14 protein-coding genes are annotated in these 18,611 nt (G+C 34.5%); 2 read left to right on the forward strand and 12 right to left on the reverse strand.

The window, feature by feature from the left end; genetic code table 11:
- Positions 1 to 197 precede the first annotated feature (197 nt).
- Positions 198 to 1,652, reverse strand: coding sequence for a glutamate synthase subunit beta (locus tag AABD74_RS11150; protein WP_406845577.1), 1,455 nt, complete (start codon positions 1,650 to 1,652; stop codon positions 198 to 200).
- A gap of 174 nt (positions 1,653 to 1,826) precedes the next feature.
- Positions 1,827 to 6,344 carry a glutamate synthase large subunit gene (gene gltB / locus AABD74_RS11155; RefSeq protein WP_232681190.1) on the reverse strand — a complete coding sequence of 1,506 codons (4,518 nt, stop codon included), beginning with the start codon at positions 6,342 to 6,344 and terminating at the stop codon, positions 1,827 to 1,829.
- 416 nt (positions 6,345 to 6,760) lie between these two features.
- Here gltB and sucC point away from each other — a divergent pair, with 416 nt between their 5' ends.
- On the forward strand, positions 6,761 to 7,954 hold the full coding sequence (gene sucC, locus AABD74_RS11160) for an ADP-forming succinate--CoA ligase subunit beta (RefSeq protein ID WP_111377869.1): 1,194 nt from the start codon (positions 6,761 to 6,763) through the stop codon (positions 7,952 to 7,954).
- 322 nt (positions 7,955 to 8,276) lie between these two features.
- Here the strand turns inward: sucC and AABD74_RS11165 are convergent, their stop codons facing one another.
- The 4 genes from AABD74_RS11165 to AABD74_RS11180 all read right to left on the reverse strand — a co-directional run bounded on the left by AABD74_RS11165 (position 8,277) and on the right by AABD74_RS11180 (position 11,775).
- A complete protein-coding gene (locus tag AABD74_RS11165) occupies positions 8,277 to 8,741 on the reverse strand; it encodes a DUF1456 family protein (RefSeq protein WP_406845578.1) in 465 nt (154 codons plus the stop codon).
- Positions 8,742 to 8,953: 212 nt separating this feature from the next.
- Entirely contained in the window at positions 8,954 to 9,973 is a 1,020-nt protein-coding gene (locus tag AABD74_RS11170) for an aminotransferase class I/II-fold pyridoxal phosphate-dependent enzyme (protein WP_406845579.1), read from the reverse strand.
- Between the two features lie 2 nt (positions 9,974 to 9,975).
- The gene (locus AABD74_RS11175; RefSeq protein ID WP_406845580.1) at positions 9,976 to 10,986 is read right to left on the reverse strand and encodes a dipeptide epimerase; all 1,011 of its coding nucleotides are present in this window, start codon (positions 10,984 to 10,986) and stop codon (positions 9,976 to 9,978) included.
- A gap of 30 nt (positions 10,987 to 11,016) precedes the next feature.
- Entirely contained in the window at positions 11,017 to 11,775 is a 759-nt protein-coding gene (locus AABD74_RS11180; protein ID WP_406845581.1) for an alpha/beta hydrolase, read from the reverse strand.
- 90 nt (positions 11,776 to 11,865) lie between these two features.
- Between AABD74_RS11180 and AABD74_RS11185 the strand changes: the two genes are divergently transcribed.
- A complete protein-coding gene (locus tag AABD74_RS11185; protein WP_232681196.1) occupies positions 11,866 to 12,267 on the forward strand; it encodes an excinuclease ABC subunit B in 402 nt (133 codons plus the stop codon).
- Here the strand turns inward: AABD74_RS11185 and uvrB are convergent.
- The 6 genes from uvrB to AABD74_RS11215 all read right to left on the reverse strand — a co-directional run bounded on the left by uvrB (position 12,264) and on the right by AABD74_RS11215 (position 18,599).
- Entirely contained in the window at positions 12,264 to 14,255 is a 1,992-nt protein-coding gene (gene uvrB, locus AABD74_RS11190) for an excinuclease ABC subunit UvrB (RefSeq protein ID WP_406845582.1), read from the reverse strand. The two genes, AABD74_RS11185 and uvrB, sit on opposite strands and share 4 nt — an antisense overlap.
- Before the next feature lie 503 nt (positions 14,256 to 14,758).
- On the reverse strand, positions 14,759 to 15,700 hold the full coding sequence (locus AABD74_RS11195) for an alpha/beta fold hydrolase (RefSeq protein WP_406845583.1): 942 nt from the start codon (positions 15,698 to 15,700) through the stop codon (positions 14,759 to 14,761).
- A gap of 91 nt (positions 15,701 to 15,791) precedes the next feature.
- Positions 15,792 to 16,022: a uroporphyrinogen decarboxylase gene (locus AABD74_RS11200; RefSeq protein WP_406845584.1), complete on the reverse strand. Its 231-nt coding sequence runs from the start codon at positions 16,020 to 16,022 to the stop codon at positions 15,792 to 15,794.
- Between the two features lie 133 nt (positions 16,023 to 16,155).
- The gene (rlmF, locus tag AABD74_RS11205) at positions 16,156 to 17,244 is read right to left on the reverse strand and encodes a 23S rRNA (adenine(1618)-N(6))-methyltransferase RlmF (RefSeq protein WP_406845585.1); all 1,089 of its coding nucleotides are present in this window, start codon (positions 17,242 to 17,244) and stop codon (positions 16,156 to 16,158) included.
- Positions 17,245 to 17,353: 109 nt separating this feature from the next.
- Positions 17,354 to 18,016 (reverse strand): thiamine diphosphokinase, encoded by a 663-nt coding sequence (locus tag AABD74_RS11210; RefSeq protein WP_232681203.1) that lies wholly within the window; start codon positions 18,014 to 18,016, stop codon positions 17,354 to 17,356.
- A gap of 136 nt (positions 18,017 to 18,152) precedes the next feature.
- A complete protein-coding gene (locus tag AABD74_RS11215; protein ID WP_232681204.1) occupies positions 18,153 to 18,599 on the reverse strand; it encodes a DinB family protein in 447 nt (148 codons plus the stop codon).
- Between the last annotated feature and the right edge of the window lie 12 nt (positions 18,600 to 18,611).

Genomic DNA, 18,611 nt, shown 5'->3' on the forward strand with positions numbered 1-18,611 from the left:
GAGAAAATAAAAATTCGTGTAATTCGTGACAAAAAGAATCCATTTAATCTTTTTAATCTGTGGCAAAAAAACAAAACCCCTGAATATAATTCAAGGGTCTGTAAGTAGTTATGTTGTTTATTGGAATAAAGATTAAATAAAATGCAAGAAAAAAAACTTAGAACCTTAGCATCTCAGTATCTCAGAATCTATAAAAATTATAAACTCGGTAAATCTCCTCTTCCTTTAGTAGGCAGGTTGGTAGAGCCCATTAAGAACAAATCTACCTCTCTTGCTGCTTCGCGACCTTCTGAAATAGCCCACACGATTAATGATTGTCCTCTTCTCATATCACCAGCAGTGAAAATGTGAGGAACGTTTGTTTGATAATTATGTGCTTTGTAATTGCTTCTTATATCAGTTTCGATTCCTAATTGCTCACTTAATGTTTTCTCTGGACCTGTAAATCCAAGAGCTAATAAAGCTAAATCGCAAGGCCAGATTTTTTCAGAACCTTCTTTTTCGATTAATTCAGGTCTTTGTCCCGGAGTCATTTTCCATTCTACTTCAACTGTTTTTAATCCGGTTAATTCGCCTTTATCGTTAGAAATGAATTCTTTTGTATTGATCAACCAGTTTCTATCACAACCTTCTTCGTGAGAAGATGAGGTTTTTAACTGCAAAGGCCAGAAAGGCCATGGAGTTGACTCGCTTCTTCCAACCGGAGGTTTTGGTAAAATCTCAAAGTTAGTTACTGATTTTGCTCCGTGTCTGTTTGAAGTTCCAATACAGTCAGAACCAGTATCTCCACCACCAATAACGATTACATCTTTACCAGTAGCTTTAATTTGGTCTGGAATTGATTCTCCGTATAAAACTTTAGTTTGCTGTGTTAAGAAATCCATTGCCTGAACAACGCCTTTGCTTTCGATTCCTTTAGTTGGCAAGCTTCTTCTTTCAGTTGCTCCACCGCATAAAACGATAGAATCAAAAGTGTTTAATTCTGCTACGCTAAAGTTTACACCAACGTTTACATTAGTTTTGAAGGTGATTCCTTCTGCTTCAAGAATAGCCACACGTCTGTCGATGATTCCTTTTTCTAATTTGAAATTTGGAATTCCGTAACGTAATAAACCTCCAATGGCATTGTCTCTTTCAAAAACTGTAACGGTATGCCCAGCTCTGTTTAATTGCTGAGCGGCTGCAAGACCAGCAGGTCCAGAGCCAATAACGGCAACTGTTTTTCCTGTTCTCTTTTTTGGTAGCTGAGGTTTAATCCAACCTTCAGCAAAACCAATTTCAACAATATTTTTCTCGATGTTTTCGATTGATACCGGATCTTTGATGATTCCTAATACACATGCTTTTTCGCATGGAGCAGGGCATAAGCGTCCTGTAAATTCCGGAAAGTTATTAGTAGATTGTAAAATCTCTAATGCACTCTGCCATTCTTCCTGATGCACCATGTCGTTGAAGTCAGGAATTAAATTTCCTAACGGACAACCACTGTGGCAAAATGGAATACCACAATCCATACATCTTGAACCTTGTTCTTTTACTTTATCTTTTGCTAACGGAATAGTAAATTCGTTGTAGTTAGAAACACGTTCTGCTACTGCTAAATTACTTTCGTCGGCTCTGTTATATTCTTTAAATCCGCCTATTTTACCCATGACATTTTAATTAAATCTAAATGATTAAAATTCCAATTCTTAAATTCCAAATTCCAATTTTTTTAACCGCAAAGAGCGCAAAGGCTTTTTTTGATATTCTTTGAGAGTTTTTAAGTTCGCAAAGCTTTGAGGGTTAGTTCAATCTAAAATCTAAAATCTGAATTCTAAAATCATTTATCCCGCTATTAATTCTTCTATTTTTTTCTCTTCTGCAATTCTTTGTAATGCTTTTTTGTAATCTGTCGGCATTACTTTTACGAAGTGCTTTTGTTGATTATCCCAGTCTGCTAAAATTCCTTTTGCTAATGGACTGCTTGTGTACAATGAATGATTTCTAATCAATCGTTTAAGTTTGGTAAGATCTTCTTCTTCCATTGGATCGAATGCAACCATTTCCATGTTACATACTGTTGAATCGAATTTCTTATTTGGATCGTAAACATAAGCTACACCACCGCTCATACCAGCTGCGAAGTTTCTTCCTGTTTTTCCTAAAACCACCACTGTACCACCGGTCATATACTCGCATCCGTGATCTCCAATTCCTTCAACAACTGCTGTTGCTCCAGAATTTCTTACGCAGAAACGCTCTCCGGCAATTCCATTAATATAAGCCTCTCCGGTAATAGCTCCGTAAAGGGCAACGTTTCCAATAATGATATTATCCTCTGGTTTAAAAGTTGCAGTAGGAGGTACTTTTACAATTAGTTTTCCTCCAGACAGACCTTTTCCTAAGTAATCATTACAGTTTCCGTGAATTTTAAACGACAATCCGTTTGTTGCAAATGCACCAAAACTTTGTCCGGCAGAACCTTCAAAATCAACTAAAATAGTGTCATCAGGTAATCCTTGTGCGCCATAAATTTTTGAGATTTCGTTACTCAAAATCGCACCTACAGAACGGTCTGTATTTTTAATTTTAAATGTTACTCTTGTTTTTTCTTTTCTATAAATAGACGGAATCGCTTCTTTGATGATATCAAAATCCAATACGTTTTCAAGCTGGTGATCTTGTTGTGTTGTATTGTGATTTGGAACCGTTTTAGCTTTTTCCGGTTTGTATAGAATTGTAGACAAGTCTAAGCCATTTGCTTTATAATGTTTGATGGCTTTGTTCACATTTAATTTTTGTGACTGGCCCACCATTTCTTTTAAAGTTCTGAATCCTAACTGAGCCATGATTTCTCTTAATTCTTCTGCAATAAAATACATAAAGTTAATTACGTGCTCTGGAGTTCCTTTGAAATTTTTTCTCAATTCTGGATCCTGAGTTGCAATACCAACTGGACAAGTATTTAAGTGACAAGCTCTCATCATGATACATCCAGAAGCTACAAGTGGTGCAGTTGCAAAACCAAATTCCTCAGCTCCTAATAAAGCTGCGATGGCAACGTCACGACCTGTTTTTAACTGTCCGTCACACTCAAGAACTACACGGCTTCTTAAATCGTTTAAGATCAAAGTTTGCTGAGCTTCAGCTAAACCAAGTTCCCACGGAATACCTGTGTGTTGTAAAGATGTTAATGGTGCAGCTCCCGTTCCTCCGTCGTAACCAGAAATTAAGATAACGTCAGCTTTTGCTTTGGCAACACCGGCAGCGATGGTTCCAACTCCAACTTCAGAAACTAATTTTACGTTTACACGCGCTTCACGGTTTGCATTTTTCAAATCGTAAATCAACTGAGATAAATCCTCAATAGAGTAAATATCGTGGTGTGGCGGAGGTGAAATCAAACCCACATAAGGTGTAGAGTTTCTAGTTTCAGCAATCCAAGGCACTACTTTTTCTCCAGGCAGCTGGCCACCTTCACCAGGTTTTGCACCCTGAGCCATTTTAATCTGGATTTCTTTAGCGTTTGTCAAATAGTTGATTGAAACACCAAAACGTCCTGATGCAACTTGTTTGATTGCACTGTTTCTGGAATCTCCGTTAATTTCTTTCTGGAAACGTTTTGGATCTTCTCCACCTTCTCCAGAGTTACTTTTACCACCAATTCTGTTCATTGCAATGGCTAAGTTCTCATGTGCTTCCTGACTGATAGAGCCATAAGACATCGCGCCCGTTTTAAATTTCTTCACAATTTCTGTCCAAGGTTCTACTTCGTCAATAGAAATTGGGTCCAAATTGTTGAATTCAAATAAACCTCTAATAGTCATTAAGTTTGAGCTTTGCTCGTTAACGGCATTTGAGTATTCTTTATAACTTTCCGGGCTGTTTAAACGAACCGCTTGTTGTAATTTAGAAATAGTGGTTGGGTTAAACATGTGTTTTTCGCCACCACGTCTCCATCTGTAAATACCTCCAATTTCAAGAGAAAGCAAGTTTGCAATTTTTGAATTTGGGAAAGCTTTTTGGAAACGTTTTTTCACTTCTTTCTCCACTTCCATTAAACCAATTCCTTCAATTCTAGATGGAGTGTAAGGGAAGTATTTAGAAGTAAATGTTTTATTTAAACCTAAAATCTCGAAAATCTGGGCAGCTCTGTATGAATGTAATGTAGAGATACCAATTTTATTCATGATTTTAACGATTCCTTTTGCAATTGCTTTGTTGTAGTTTACAACTGCATAATCAGCTTTTACTCCGGTAATGAAACCTTGTGCTACCTGATCGTAAATAATTTCGTTTACCATGTATGGATTGATTGCACTTGCACCGTATCCGAACAATAAAGCAAAATGATGAGGTTCACGAGGTTCTGCAGATTCGATTATGATTCCGAATTTAGAACGAACCTGTAAAATATTCAATGAGTGGTGAATGTAAGAACAAGCCAATAACATTGGAATTGGAGCTAATTCTTCGCTCACGCCTCTATCAGAAAGAATGATAATATTGCATCCTTCATTTACTGCTTTGTAAGTTGCCTGAACACATTTTTCAAGTGCACGCTCTAAACCGTTAACTCCTTTTTCTATTTTATATAATGTAGAAATAGTAGCCGATTTAAAATCTACGTGATCAATGTTTCTGATTTTATCCAAATCCTCGTTTGAAATAACCGGATTCTGGATTTTTAATTTTTTACATTGTTTAGATTCAATTTCGAAAATATTGAAATCTCCTCCAACAGCTAAACTAATATCGGTAATGATTTCTTCACGAATACCATCCAAAGGCGGGTTGGTAACCTGAGCAAATAATTGTTTGAAATAGTTGTACAACAATTGAGGCTGGTCTGATAATACTGCCAAAGGTGTATCGTTACCCATAGAACTGATTGCTTCAGCACCTTGTCCTCCCATTGGGTTGATGATTGTTTTTAAATCTTCAATTGTATAACCAAATAAACGCTGTCTTGTCTGGAAATCTAATTTCTCAACCGGAGTAGGGTTATTGGTATAAGGAACTTTTGCTAAAGGCAGTAAGTTAGCGTCTAACCATTCCTGGTACGGACGTTTTGTAACGATTGCTTTTTTAACTTCTTCGTCTTCGATGATACGGCCTTCATTCATATCAACCAAGAACATTTTTCCTGGCTCTAAACGACCGTGCTGAATTACATCTTCAGGATCGATATCTAGTACACCAATTTCTGATGACATGATTACGAAACCGCTTTTTGTTAATGTATAACGAGAAGGACGCAATCCGTTTCTGTCTAGTAATGCACCAATTACGTTACCATCTGTAAACGGAATAGAAGCTGGACCATCCCAAGGCTCCATGATGCAGGCATTAAACTCGTAGAATGCTCTTTTCTCCGGAGACATTGTCTGGTGTTTTTCCCAAGCTTCAGGAACAACCATCATCATCGCTTCTGGCAATGAACGACCTGTCATTAATAAAAGTTCAACCACCATATCCATAGAAGCAGAATCTGATTTTCCTTCTAAGATAATTGGGAATAATTTTTTGATATCGTCGCCAAAAACTTTGCTCTGCATAAGCTCTTCACGAGCACGCATACGGCTTACGTTTCCACGAAGTGTATTGATCTCACCATTATGACACATATATCTAAACGGTTGAGCTAAGTCCCAGGATGGGAATGTATTTGTAGAGAAACGCTGGTGTACAAGTGCTAAACGAGTCACCAGATCCGGATCTTTCAAATCTATATAATAACGGCTGATGTCTTCCGGCATCAATAGACCTTTATATATTATAGTAGTTGTCGATAAACTAGTAAAATAAAACATGTGGCTTTCAGAAGTTTTAGATCCTCTTACGGCATGTTCAGCAATTTTTCTAGCTGCAAAAAGTTTTGCATTAAATTCTTGTTCAGTTAATTCCTGTCCGTTTTTAGAAACGAAAACTTGTTTAACTGTTGGTTCTTTTTCTGCGGCGATCTGCCCTAAATTTTCAACTTCAACAGGTACATCTCTCCAACCCAAGATCTTTAAGTTTTGATCTTTAATAGTTGCTTCAAATGCATTGATACAAAAAGACACCTGGTTTTTGCTTTTTGGTAAAAAAACCATTCCTACTGCATACTCACGCGTTTCCGGGATTTCAAAGTCACATACTTTCTTAAAAAAATCATGAGGGATATCAAATAAGATTCCCGCTCCGTCTCCAGTTCTTCCATCAGAACTAACGGCACCACGATGTTCCAATTTAATTAAGATGTCTAATGCTTTGTGAATAATATCATTTGATTTAATACCATTCAAATTACAAATAAATCCTGCACCACAATTGTCGTGTTCAAATTCAGGCAGATAAAGCCCTTGTTCTTTAACTTTCATTCTTGATATTTTTTCTACAAAAATAAAGATTTCGTTAAACATAATGTATTGAAATTATATTTTTGCTTACATTTTTGTTGTAATATTAGAAAAAGGCTTCTTAATTGACAATAATATTATATTAACCATTGCGAAATGATAAAATGATAATCCAAATTAAAATATATTAAGAAAAATCATCGTAAGGCTAATAAATACGGTGATGTTTTTGTTAAATATCAAACGTTTTAGTGGTTTTGAGTTAACTTTAACAAATCATTTAGTTAACTATTTCTTTGCGTTGTGAAATAATAAACGTTTAATACCTATTAAGTGTCATTTTTTAATAGAAAAAGATTTTACTTTTAAGTTGTATTTTGTTACTTTTGTCGCACTTTTATTCTGAAATAAATTCAGAACCAGACAAATTCTATATTATGAACATACACGAATATCAAGGAAAAGAAATTTTAGCAAGTTACGGAGTACGCGTTCAACGCGGAATTGTGGCTAACAATGCGGTTGAAGCTGTAGCTGCTGCAAAACAATTAACTGCCGAAACTGGTACAGGATGGCACGTAATAAAAGCACAAATTCACGCAGGTGGTCGTGGAAAAGGCGGTGGAGTTAAGCTGGCAAAAAACTTACAGCAAGTTGAAGAGTTAGCAGAACAAATCATCGGAATGCAGTTGATTACACCTCAGACTCCGCCTGAAGGTAAAAAAGTTAACAAAGTATTAGTTGCTGAAGATGTTTACTATCCTGGTGAAAGTGAAACTTCTGAGTTTTATGTTTCTGTTTTATTGAATAGAGGTACAGGACGCAACATGATTATGTATTCTACTGAAGGTGGAATGGATATCGAAGAAGTTGCTGAGCATACTCCACACTTAATCTTTACTGAAGAAATTGATCCATCTGTTGGATTACAAGGTTTTCAAGCAAGAAGAATTGCCTTTAACCTAGGTCTTTCTGGTAATGCTTTTAAAGAAATGGTGAAATTCATCGATGCATTATACAATGCTTACATTGGTTCTGATGCTTCTATGTTTGAAATCAACCCGGTTTTAAAAACATCTGATAACAAAATCTTAGCTGTTGATGCTAAAGTTAATATCGACGATAACGCTTTATACAGACAAGCTAAATATGCTGAAATGAGAGATATCCGTGAGGAGAATCCAATCGAAGTTGAAGCTAAAGAAGTAGGTTTGAATTATGTTGACCTTGACGGTACTGTAGGATGTATGGTAAACGGAGCTGGTCTTGCAATGGCAACTATGGATTTAATTAAATACGCTGGTTTTGAGCCTGCTAACTTCCTTGACGTAGGAGGTACTGCTGATGCAAAACGTGTTGAAACAGCTTTTAGAATTATCCTGAAAGATCCAAACGTAAAAGCTATCTTAATCAATATCTTTGGAGGTATCGTTCGTTGTGACCGTGTTGCTCAAGGTGTTGTTGATGCTTACAAAAACATGGGTGACGCTATCAATGTGCCAATCATCGTTCGTTTGCAAGGAACAAATGCTGAAATTGCAAAAGAATTAATTGACAACTCTGGTATGCCAATTTTATCAGCTGTTCAATTCCAGGAAGCTGCTGACCAAGTTAAAGCTGCTCTTTCTTAATTAAATAAGAAATATCATTATATAGAAAATCCCTTCGATTCTCGGAGGGATTTTTTTTGTAATTATGTCAAAAAACATTCTGTTTGAGAATATTTTTTAAGACAAAGTATATCGTAGAGACGCACAGCAGTGCGTCTACGCAACGTATTTCCCATTATGGATTCACGAGACGTAGACGCACTGCTGTGCGTCTCTACGATATTCTGCGTAAAAAACTCTAATTAAAAATAAGCCACAGATTAAAAAGATTAGAAGGATTTTAAAAATCTGTGTTAATCTTTTTAATCTGTGGCTAAAAATTTTACCGTTCTTTGCGGTTAAATTATTTCTTATTCTTACCGTTTTTGTAAACCACTTTTTCTACAACAGATGGTTTTCCATTTCCTTTTGGGAATGATTTCTTTTTAGGTTTTCCCGCTGCTGAACCCGACTTTGATGAACTTTGGTCGCCTCTATATTTTTCTGAATCTTTTGGAGCAGCTTTAAACTCAGGTCTTTCTTTAGAAGTTTCTTTCTTCGGAATCTCTGCTTTGTGTTTTGCTAAAACATCCGTTGGGTTTTTAGGATTTTCTTTCGTTCCTCTTAAATGAATAACCAATCCGTTTAAGAAGTTTCTCAAAACCTGATCGCCGCATTCCATATAATTAGGATGATCTTCGGCTCTAAAAAAAGCACCCAATTCTGATTTTGAAATTCTAAAATCTACTAATTCTAAAATCTCAACTATTTGGTCATCACGGAGCATCAAAGCCACGCGAAGTTTTTTAAGTATATCGTTATTTGTCATCGTTTATTTTTTGCAAAGGTACGGTTTAAAAACAATTCAGCCGATTTATTTTTTCTGCCACGAATTGCACTAATTTTCACGAATTAATTTTTTTATGTTTTTTGCCACAGATTAAAAAGATTTTAATGATTTTCTTAAGCAATTATAAATCCTCATAATCCTTTTAATCTGTGGCAAAAAAAACGTGCAAATTCGTGGCAATCTTAATAATACTAAGAATTCAAAACCTTAGCAAGTTTATCTAAATCTTCTTTGAGATGATTTGCTGTAATTACAATTCGATTTAGAGGTTCAGCGTTTTTGGTATATTTAAAACTGGCAATAATAATTTTTTTGGTTTTTAATTTTTCAACTAATTCCTTTGATGAAAGATAAATCAAAGGATAGTTCTTATCAAACTTGATATTATTGTTTTTGATTAAAATCGAATCTATGTACTTTAAATTATCCAGCAGTTTTATGTGCTGTGAAGTGTAAATTTCTGCAGCATCAGAAAGGGTTTGTACAAAAGCTGGGTTCATTCCCGCGGCACTTGTAAAAGTTTCCATTTCTTTAATTTCATTGATAAAATCAAAATCGGAAGCAATTACTCCTCCGGTTAATCCGAAAGCTTTTCCCAGAGAAGAAACCATGATTTTTCTTTTGAGAGGGAAATCAACTGATGCGTAAATCCCAGCTCCATTTTTACCTAAAATCCCAAAAGAATGAGATTCATCCAAAATTAAAGTAACTTCTTTATGAGTTGGAATTTGTTTTAAAAATGACAAATCAACAGGATTTGTTTCAAAAGAAGGAACACCGTCAGTAAGAATAGTTATCTTCTCCGATTTTAAATCTAATAAGCGGTTATTTAATTTGCCATTAACGAATAGCGGAAGACTATTTTCAATTCTGATTGCATTGTGCGTATCATTAAAATGAAAAAAACAATCTGTCTGCGTTTTCATTAAATCTATAACCAATTTTCCGGCCAGCATTCCTGAAGAAATTGTAACCGTACTTTCTGAGCCTATGTGAGACGCCAGAAATTTTTCGCCTTCATCGTAAGCCTTTAATTTGATATTGGCAGTTCTGGAACTTCCGTAAGTTGTTCCCCAATTAAGAATGTTCTTAATCACCAAATCCTGAAAATCTTTGTTTGTTGGCAATCCTAAATAAGCCGTTCCGCCAAAATACAAATACTGTTCTTGGTCAATTTCAATAATACGGTCGGGAAATTTTTCTACTATCATTTTTATAGAAGCGTAACTCCGGTTCCGTTAAGCTCAGAATAACTCACAGCACCATTTTTTATGGTTACTCCGGTTGCAATATCTTGTGCTAAAAGTAACGCACCATCCATATCAACATAATCAAGCTGAGGTAATAAATGGGCAATCGCAGAGATTCCAACAGTAGATTCGGTCATGCAGCCTACCATTGTTTTTAATCCCAATTTTTTAGCTTCTTCAATCATTCTTTTCCCAGGAGTTAAACCGCCGCATTTTACCAATTTTACATTTACTCCGTGAAAATGATTATAACATTTGGCAACATCTTCTTCAATAATACAGCTTTCATCGGAAATTACAGGAAGAACAGAATATTTAAAAACTTCTTTATGCGCTTCCCAATTATCTGCTTTCATAGGCTGTTCCAGAAACTCAACGCCCAGTTTTTTTAATTCAATGGCGTTATTAATAGTTTCCTCAACGCCCCATCCGCAGTTGGCATCGATTCTAAAAATAGCATCGGTATGTTTTCTAAGTTCTTTTACAATGGCAATATCTTCTTTGGTACCTAATTTAATTTTATAAATAGGCCAGGGAAGTTCCTGCATTTTTGATACCATTTTTTCAATAGAAGCAATTCCAATCGTATAATCCGTAAGCGGATTTCTTTCGGTTGTATAATTCCATAATTCGTATAACTTTTTACCTTTTTTACGAGCATACAAATCATTATAGGCCAAATCTAAAGCACAAAGTGCAAACATGTCATCTTTTAAAAACGGATGAATTTTTGCCCAAAATACTTCTGGAGTCTCATTTTCTGTATTTTCAATAATGCTTCTGATTTTTTCTAAATCCTGCATCATCATTGGAACCGTTGTTTTGTAATACGGATTTGAAGTTGCTTCCCCAAAACCCGAAAAACCATCACTTTGCAATTCAACAATCAGCGAAGGCTGAAAATCAATTGATTCTCTTGAAATCGTGAAAGTGTGTTTTAGTTTTAGATTATATTCTCTTAAAATTAGTTTCATGATTTTTGTGCTGTTTTTTTATGTTTTTTCTCAATAATTAAGCCAAAGAACCGCTTTTACAAAACCGTCCCGCCACAATTTTTCATTATGTTCGCCGCCTTTTACAATTTTAGATTTGGTAAGATGAAGACAGTAACAACGCTTTGTGTCTAATAATTTTTCCATTTTGGTCATGTCTTTCACCATATTTTCATCTTCTTTATCGCCGCATAAAAAGTAAAATTTGGTTTTAATTTTGGGGATCTTTTCGGTAAAAGTGAAAATATCATTTGTGTACCAAAATGAAGGCGAAAAAATTCCAGCCTTGCCAAATACTTCGGGATATTTTAAAGCTCCATAATAAGAAACCAAACCACCAAGTGAACTTCCAAAGATGATTGTATTCTTAGCCTTTGTTTTGGTTCTGTAGTTTTTATCAATATATGGCTTTAGTGTTTTTACGATAAATTCTAAATAATTATCAGCATTTCCACCACCATATTTTTCGTTTTTAAAAGGAGTTAATTCTTCGATACGTTTTTCATTTCCGTGTTCAATTCCAATAACAATAACCTGAGCTTTTAAACTGTCTAGTTTTTCGTCGACATTCCATTCGCCTGCATAAGAAGTTTTGGCATCAAACAAGTTTTGAGCGTCGTGCATATAAATCACGCTGTATTTTTTGGCTGAAGCCGAATAATTTTCGGGAAGATAAATCCAGATTTTCTTTTTGGTCTTTAATTGAGGTGCGTCAATTTCGAAAGTGGATACATTTTTTGAAGCCGTACTTTGTGCATTTCCGGAAATCATCCAAAGAAATATAAATATGAAAAATCCCCTTATCATTAGATTTTGTGTTTTTAATTTAAAAGCAATATTTTAGCTAAAAATAACAAATTGATGAATACCGAAGCACAAAAGAAAAGTTTACTTTTAGAATTGATTGCCTTTTCTACAGTTGATGGGCAATTGCATAAAAGAGAGTATGATTTTTTGTGGCACGTTGCTCAGGAATTAAATATTAGTTTGGATGTTTTTCATGATTTGTTCCATCAGGAAATTAAACCTGTAGTTGTAAAATCAGAATTTCAGCGTATTCAGCAGTTTTACAGATTGGCTTTAATCATGCACTGCGACGGAATTTTACATGAAAAAGAAGCGATAGGCATTCAGCAGATTGCAATTGAAATGGGATTGAACCCAAGTGCAGTAAAACGCATTTTAGATTTAATGAAAAAGGCTCCAAATGCCATGATAGAGCCTAAAGTTTTATTAAGAGTTTTTCAGGAACAACACAATTAAGGTAATTGTTCCTGTAGTTTTTTGATATCGTCACGCAGTTTTGCAGCCTGCATAAAATCTAATTCTTTAGCTGCTTTTTCCATCGATTTTCGTTTCTCACGAATCATTTTTTCAAGATCAGCTTTAGACATATATGCCGTTTCCGGTTCTGCAGCGACTGACAAAGTGTGACCTAATTCGTATTCTACCAAAGGATTTTTAGTAAAAGCACTTTCTATTTTTTTGTTTAATGCCTGAGGTATTATATTATTTTCGACATTAAAATTGATTTGTTTTGTTCTTCTGTAATTGGTTTCGTCGATTGTTCGCTGCATACTCGCCGTAACTTTATCGGCATACATAATCGCTTTACCATTTAAGTTTCTTGCCGCACGACCAATAGTTTGAGTTAAAGAACGATAATTTCTTAAGAAACCTTCTTTATCAGCGTCAAGAATTGCTACAAGCGAAACTTCGGGTAAATCCAAACCTTCACGAAGTAAGTTTACTCCAATTAAAACATCAAAAATACCTTTTCGTAAATCCTGCATGATTTCGATACGTTCCAAAGTATCCACTTCAGAGTGGATATAACGGCATCGAATGCTGACTTTAGTTAAGTATTTGGCTAATTCTTCGGCCATTCTTTTAGTCAAAGTTGTCACCAAAACTCTTTCTTCTAATTCACAGCGAACCTGAATTTCTTCAATTAAATCATCAATCTGATTTAAACTTGGGCGCACTTCAATAACCGGATCTAAAAGTCCAGTTGGACGAATAATCTGCTCGACATAAATACCATCCGATTTTTGTAATTCATAGTCAGCCGGAGTTGCCGAAACATAAATTACCTGATTTTGTAAGGCTTCAAACTCTTCAAATTTCAAAGGTCTGTTGTCCATTGCGGCAGGTAAACGGAAACCATATTCAACCAGATTTTCTTTACGGCTGCAGTCACCTCCATACATTGCGTGAACCTGAGAAACCGTAACGTGGCTTTCGTCAACAACCATTAAAAAATCACTTGGAAAATAATCTAGCAAGCAGAAAGGTCTTGTTCCGGCTTGTCGTCCGTCAAGATAACGGGAATAATTCTCAATTCCGGAGCAATAACCCAATTCTCGAATCATTTCTAAATCGAAATTGGTTCTTTCTTCCAAACGTTTGGCTTCTAAATGTTTGCCTATTTCTTTGAAATAATCAACTTGTTTGACTAAATCCTGCTGAATCTCCCAAATAGCGCCTTGTAGTACTTCTGGTGAAGTCACAAACATATTGGCTGGGTAAATAGTCAGTCTTTTAAACTTTTCAATAACCTGAGAAGTCTTTGCATCAAAAGATTCTATTTCTTCAATTTCATCTCCAAAAAAATGAACTCTGTAAGCATCATCCGCATAACTTGGATAAATTTCAACCGTATCGCCTTTAATTCTAAAAGTTCCCGGATTAAAATCAGCTTCAGTTCTGGCATACAAACTTTGTACAAGGCTATGCAGCAATTTAGTTCTCGAAATAACCTGATCTCTGGTTATCTCAATTACATTCTTCTTAAATTCAACTGGGTTTCCAATACCATATAAACAAGAAACAGAGGCTACAACCAAAACATCACGTCGACCGGAAAGCAGGGAAGAAGTAGTGCTTAAACGCATCTTTTCAAGCTCTTCATTGATAGATAAATCTTTTTCAATAAAAACTCCTGTTACAGGCATAAAAGCTTCCGGCTGATAATAGTCGTAGTAAGAAACGAAATATTCAACCGCATTATTCGGGAAAAATTGTTTGAATTCTGAATACAGCTGCGCAGCCAAAGTTTTGTTATGTGCCAAAACCAGAGTTGGACGTTGTACTTCCTGAATAACATTAGCGACGGTAAATGTTTTACCAGATCCTGTAACTCCTAATAATGTTTGATATTTTTCTCCGTCGATTACACCTTGCGCCAATTTTTGAATCGCTTGCGGCTGATCTCCTTTTGGACTATATTCTGAAGCTACTTGGAAACTCATTTTTTTATTGATGAAAAGTTGGTTTTGTAAAGATACAAAGTTTGAATGCTATAAAAAAGATAAAAAAGGTGGCGATTTGTATAGTCCCTACGGGACAATTTTAAAATATGATAATCATTTATTTCTACCGATATTAAGAGGCTGTCTCAAAAGTAAAATCAAGCTGTTGAGAATCGCGTAAATGGAAAATTTCTCCGATAGGTATCCGAATAAAAAAGAGGTTGTCTCGACTTTTGAGACAGCCTCAATTTTTTCGAATTTATTTTAAGATACAAGTGAAATTTTTCAACCAAATTTAATAGCCAAATGATAATTTTTCTAACAAATAATTTGCCATTAAGCATATCTCGTAGAGATTAAATATCGGTAGAAAAACAAATATTCGTTTGTACAAATTGTCCCGTAGGGGACTACATTTAAGATACAAGTTTGCCACAAATTTCACGAATTAATTTTTCTATAATCCAATTAAATAAATTCGTGGAAATTCGTGGCAAATGATCTTATTCTAAAAAATCAATAACGGCATCATTTATGATTTTTGGCTGATCGATAGTTAAAAAATGTCCTGCATCTTTTATGATTTTTGTTTTGCTGTTGGCTAAGTATTTTTGTGCCCGCTCTAAACTTTCTTCGGAATTGATAACATCTTTGTCACCAATTAAAACCAAAACGGGATTATTGATTGATTCTAATTCTTTATCTGAAAAAGGTGTCATTTTTAACATACTCGAATTTGATTTGGCGTATTTATTAGCCAAATAAAATTGCCTGTTATAGGTTGGGCTTATTTTTTCCGGATGCGTAGAAAATGCTTTTAATGTTTTGCTGAATTTCTTTTCACTAGGAAAAAGTTTTAAAAGTAAAGCTGATGATGTTTTTCTAGGTTTGTCAATGAATTTAAAAGTTTGTGCCGGACTTAGCAGTACAATTTTATCTATAGAATTTTCTTTTTGAATGGCCAATAATACTGCAATCCATCCGCCTCGGGAAGCCCCAATTATGTCGAATTTCTTTAATTTATAATGATCGAAAATTTTGTTGTACCAAATGACAATTTCTTCTGAAGAAAGCGGCTTTGCTGTTAAATGAGATTTGTTGGGTTCCATTATAAAATCGATGGCATAAATGCGATGATTTTTAGCTAAAGTTTTAATGTTAGGATACCACATTGTCGAACTGGCGTCCATTCCGTGGAGTAAAACTAAATCCTTTCCGTTTTTTGGTCCGGCGATAATGACATGTGCAGTTCCAAAACTTGTTTTTACATTTTCTTCGGTATACAGAATATCCCAAAGTTTTAAAGCCTTGTTATAAGCGGTTTCATATTTTTGTTCTTCGCTTTTGGTTTTAAAAACATAATCTTCAAATTTTGCCTTTTTGGTTGAAGCGCAGCTTGTGACTAAAAATAAGAGTATTGCTAATCTGGAGTATAATTTTGACATGGTTATAAGTTCAATTTGAACTTAAAGTTACGATTATAGAAAAAGGAAATTGTATCAGAATTTTGTTTTAAAATATCATAATTACAATCTGTTATGCTTTTTTGGCTGTCAAATGATAGATTTGAACAAATGATAAAATCGCATTTGGAATAATAATAGGTAAAAGCCATTGATTAAAATCTCTGTAATCTTTTAAAAAGATGCCGTAAACTACAAAACAAATACATCCAAATAAGTTTATGAGTCGTATTGTTTTAAGATCTTTAAGCAAAAAACCTCCAACAATAAAAAAGGAAGCTAGATAACCAATATATTCTGCCATGATCTTGATTTTAAATAGTTTACTAAATTTAGCAAAACCGAATTATATAATCAAGAATTTAGTTGAAAATCAGTAATATAGGGTGTTGTTTTGTTGGTCTAAAATTTTAAATTGTAAGTAGTAAATTTCTAAATTACTTCTTTTTCCATTGCTTAATTTTGCCTTTCATTTCATTATGTGAATGGAAGTTACTTTTTTTGATATTTTTTTCGGCAGTTTCTAAATCGTCATTATATTCTTGTAAATAGTTTTCAGATGAATTTTTGTGATTATCTAGTTTCCAAGATTTTTGTTGAGCTTCATTTAAAAAACTCCACGCCACAATACGGCTATTTTTCTGTCCTTGTGACATTTCAATTGTTTTAACTTCAACAGCATTTACTTTTTTCAAAGTTTTGTAAATCGAAGAAAGATTTTCTTTTTTAGAAACCAAAGTTGTAAACCACAAAACTTGCGAAGCATATTTTGCGCTTTCGTAAATCATTTGGGTTACAAAACCAATTTCGCCGCCACTGCACCACAATTCTGCATTTTGGCCTCCGAAGTTTAAAACTGGATTTGTGTTTCTTTTTTCCTTTGGATTTAGATTGGAAACTTTTCTCGAAGTGCTTTTATTGGCTTCTTCTGCTGATGCGTGAAAAGGCGGATTACACATTGTGAATGTAAATCGGTCTTCGGGAATTATAATGTTTTTAAAGATAAATCGGGGTTCTGTTTGTTGCTGTAAACTGATTGCATCGATTAATCTTGGATTAGCTTCGATAATTTTGCTGCAGTTTTCGATTGCTTTTTTGTCAATATCAGTCGCAACAAAACTCCAGTTGTAAATTGAATTTCCTAATATCGGATAGATTAAATTTGAACCCGATCCGATATCTAATCCTAAAACAGAATTTCCTTCTGGAATTTGATTATTGTTTGTTTCAGCTAATAAATCAGCTATATAATGAATGTAATCTGCACGGCTCGGAATTGGCGGACAAAGATAATTTTTAGGAATATCCCAGTTTTGAATATCGTAATAGGTTTGCAGTAAAGCTTTATTTAGAGTTTTTACTGCGAGAGGATTACTGAAATCAACTGTTTCGATTCCGTATTTATTGATGGAAATAAAAGCTTTTAATTCAGGACAATTTGAAATAAGAAGTTCAAAATCATATCTGGAACGATGAAGATTTCTTGGGTGTAAATTGTCTTTTTGGGAATTGTTTTCTGCTTTCATTTTTATTGATTTCTGTGTATGCTTAAACCGGATTGAAATCCGGCCCTACAAAATGAACCGAGCCTCTGGCTCTTTTCGTTAGGAATGTTTTTATTTGTTTAAAAAGAAATTAATCAAAACATTCCATTAATAACAAATCACCATTTGTGTGATTAATAGTAACTAAACCGTCGTTTGCTACTGAATTGCTGCTTCCGGTTCTGTAACCCATTGTTAGGGTATCATTATTCAATTCGTATTTTAAATTGGTAGAATAAATTCCGTTCACAACACCAATTGGGATTAGTGAAATTGGAGTTTTTGCTGTATACCATTTTTCAAATTTTCTTGGCAGAAGAAATATTTTTGAATGATCGTCGAGAATTACAATTTTAAGTGTATCTCGATGACGAACAATATTAGTAAGATTTGTAATAGTATGATCTGCACGTTTTCCGGTTGCCCAGACTACGTTTACGGCAGGAATTTTTCTTTCAACGAGATAATCGCAGGCTTTTTCAAGATCTGTTTTTTCCTGATCTTCAGTATGTACAATTTCTATTGGATATTGCGATGTTCTGTAAATCTCTGGATCAAAGCCTCTGTCAAAATCCCCTAAAAGTACATCGACTTTAATACCCAATTCAATAACTCTTTCTATTGCCGAATCTAAAACGATAACAAGCGGAGACCATTCTAGCAATTGCCCTAATAATTCAGGATCGCAGGCTGCTCCATTTGCAATTATTAAAGCTGGTTCCTGATCGTCGCGAACTATATGATGTGATGACATGTGAGTTTTTTTGAATGTAGGGCAAAGGTACGGCTTGAATTTTAGATTTTAGAGTGTTGATTTTAGATTTTTTTGCCACAGATTAAAAGGATTAGAATGATTAATCTTTTTAATCTTTTTAATCTGTGGCATATTATTATATATCTAATAATCTTCTATGATAATTGATCTGCCCTACATGATACGCTAAATGTGTCGAAAGATGAACTAAGAAAAATCCTGTTGTCATTTCTTTTTCAAAAACAATCTCAGGATATATTTTGCTTAAATCTTCTTCAGTTAAAATATCCAGCACGTCATTTACAACTATAATTGTATTTTCAATTTTATCGATTAATTCTGATTTTGGAATATCTTTTAGAGAAAATTCTAAAGGACGATTTCGGATATATCCAGTTTTTCCAATTTGGGCTCCAATGTAAGTATTGATGTTTCCAATTAAATGCAGCGCAAGATTCCCGGCAGAATTAGAAATGTTTTTGTCAACGGCCCAGATTTGTTTTTCGAATTCGTATGATTCAATTTCAAATTTGAGTTTGTTTAAATCCCTGTTAAAAAGTATTTTTAGTGTTTCGATTAACATGTTTTTTAGTTG

The sequence above is a fragment of the Flavobacterium soyae genome, from assembly GCF_045348165.1.
GTDB lineage: Bacteria > Bacteroidota > Bacteroidia > Flavobacteriales > Flavobacteriaceae > Flavobacterium > Flavobacterium soyae.

Bases quoted from the DNA above. Each gene is read 5' to 3' on its own strand.
- AABD74_RS11150 (WP_406845577.1), bottom strand. From the start codon at position 1,652: ATGGGTAAAATAGGCGGATTTAAAGAATATAACAGAGCCGACGAAAGT.
- gltB (WP_232681190.1), bottom strand. From the start codon at position 6,344: ATGAAAGTTAAAGAACAAGGGCTTTATCTGCCTGAATTTGAACACGAC.
- sucC (WP_111377869.1), top strand. From the start codon at position 6,761: ATGAACATACACGAATATCAAGGAAAAGAAATTTTAGCAAGTTACGGA.
- AABD74_RS11165 (WP_406845578.1), bottom strand. From the start codon at position 8,741: ATGACAAATAACGATATACTTAAAAAACTTCGCGTGGCTTTGATGCTC.
- AABD74_RS11170 (WP_406845579.1), bottom strand. From the start codon at position 9,973: ATGATAGTAGAAAAATTTCCCGACCGTATTATTGAAATTGACCAAGAA.
- AABD74_RS11175 (WP_406845580.1), bottom strand. From the start codon at position 10,986: ATGAAACTAATTTTAAGAGAATATAATCTAAAACTAAAACACACTTTC.
- AABD74_RS11180 (WP_406845581.1), bottom strand. From the start codon at position 11,775: ATGATTTCCGGAAATGCACAAAGTACGGCTTCAAAAAATGTATCCACT.
- AABD74_RS11185 (WP_232681196.1), top strand. From the start codon at position 11,866: ATGAATACCGAAGCACAAAAGAAAAGTTTACTTTTAGAATTGATTGCC.
- uvrB (WP_406845582.1), bottom strand. From the start codon at position 14,255: ATGAGTTTCCAAGTAGCTTCAGAATATAGTCCAAAAGGAGATCAGCCG.
- AABD74_RS11195 (WP_406845583.1), bottom strand. From the start codon at position 15,700: ATGTCAAAATTATACTCCAGATTAGCAATACTCTTATTTTTAGTCACA.
- AABD74_RS11200 (WP_406845584.1), bottom strand. From the start codon at position 16,022: ATGGCAGAATATATTGGTTATCTAGCTTCCTTTTTTATTGTTGGAGGT.
- rlmF (WP_406845585.1), bottom strand. From the start codon at position 17,244: ATGAAAGCAGAAAACAATTCCCAAAAAGACAATTTACACCCAAGAAAT.
- AABD74_RS11210 (WP_232681203.1), bottom strand. From the start codon at position 18,016: ATGTCATCACATCATATAGTTCGCGACGATCAGGAACCAGCTTTAATA.
- AABD74_RS11215 (WP_232681204.1), bottom strand. From the start codon at position 18,599: ATGTTAATCGAAACACTAAAAATACTTTTTAACAGGGATTTAAACAAA.